Genomic DNA, 1,287 nt, shown 5'->3' on the forward strand with positions numbered 1-1,287 from the left:
GTCTGGGGGAGGGGAAGGGTGGGGCTCAGCCCAGGACTTTCTGCACCGTGGCGACCAGCTGTTCGGGATTGAACGGCTTGACCAGCCAACCGGTGGCACCGGCGGCCTTGCCTTCGGACTTCTTGTCGGCGGCCGACTCGGTGGTCAGCATCAGCAGGGGGGTGAACTTGTAGTCCGGCAGCTGGCGCAGTTCGCGGATCAGCGCGATGCCGTCCATGTTCGGCATGTTCACGTCGGTCACGACCGCGTTGAACTTGGCGCCCTTGGCACGGCCCAGGGCGACAGCGCCGTCCTCGGCTTCTTCGACCGCGAAACCGGCCGAGGTGAGGGCGAAGGACACCATCTGGCGCATCGACGCCGAATCGTCCACCACCAAGATACGTGCGCTCATGCGGCGTTCTCCACAGATTTCAGGTTGTCATTGGACGCGGGCAGGCCGAGCACGGCGCTCACGCCGAGCAGGCGCGCCGCGTCCTTGAGGGTTTCACTGCAGCCGTCGAAGCCAGTAGCGCGTCCGGCGCGGCGGCGGGCGTCGAAGAACGCGCAGAGCAGCTGCACGCTGGCCGTGTGGATGCGGCGGACCTGGCCGGCATCGAGCAGCAGTTCGCCTTCCTGCGAGAGGTGGGGGGCGAGCGTCTGCTTGAGGTCGGCGCTGGTCTCGATGCCGAGATCCTCGCCCAGTGACAGGGTGCTCATCGGTACTCCGAACGGATGGTTGCAGTCAGGTTAGCGGCCGCGCCGGGCGGGACTTTAGTCCGGCTCAGTGCAGCAGTTGGGTGGCGTCCAGCAGGATCACCGGATGGGCGCTGATCCGGGCCACCCCGCGGAACAGGTGGTTGGAGATCCGGCACAAGCGGGTGGTATCGGGCGGTTCGATCTGCGGATCGGTCAGGCTGGCCACGTCCTCGACCGCCGAGACCCGCAGGCCCATGGTTTCGCCGTTTTCCTCCAGCACCACGACGCGGGTCTGGGTGTCCATGGCGACCGGACCGGCGCCCAGGTGGATGCCGAGGTCGAGCACCGGCACCACCTGGCCGCGCAGGTTCATGATGCCCAGCATCGAGCGCGAGGCGCCGCGCAGCGGCAGCAGCGGCACCGGCAGCACGACTTCCTGCACCTTCAGCAGTTCCAGCGCATAGGTCTGTTCGCCGCAACGCAGGCGCAGCCAGCGCGTGCTGCGCTCCGACGCGCGACGGTGCGGGCTGGGGTCGCTCGGGGCGGGCTGGAACATCGCTGCGATGTTCGGCGGCAGGCGCGACGGCCGCGGCGGCGTACGCCGGGCAATGG

3 protein-coding genes are annotated in these 1,287 nt (G+C 68.5%); all 3 read right to left on the bottom strand.

All coding sequences use genetic code 11. The annotated features are described in order from the left end of the window. Positions 1-25 precede the first annotated feature (25 nt). The gene (locus ARC20_RS00505; protein WP_057642711.1) at positions 26-391 is read right to left on the bottom strand and encodes a response regulator; all 366 of its coding nucleotides are present in this window, start codon (positions 389-391) and stop codon (positions 26-28) included. Then, complete coding sequence (locus ARC20_RS00510) at positions 388-696, bottom strand: STAS domain-containing protein (protein WP_057642714.1); 309 nt, start codon at positions 694-696, stop codon at positions 388-390. The genes ARC20_RS00505 and ARC20_RS00510 overlap by 4 nt, the downstream gene beginning before the upstream one ends. A 64-nt stretch (positions 697-760) precedes the next feature. Then, the coding region (locus ARC20_RS00515) for a chemotaxis protein CheW (protein ID WP_161809449.1) at positions 761-1,287 on the bottom strand (527 nt) is incomplete at its 5' end.

It is taken from the genome of Stenotrophomonas panacihumi (genome assembly GCF_001431645.1).
Classification (GTDB): domain Bacteria; phylum Pseudomonadota; class Gammaproteobacteria; order Xanthomonadales; family Xanthomonadaceae; genus Stenotrophomonas_A; species Stenotrophomonas_A panacihumi.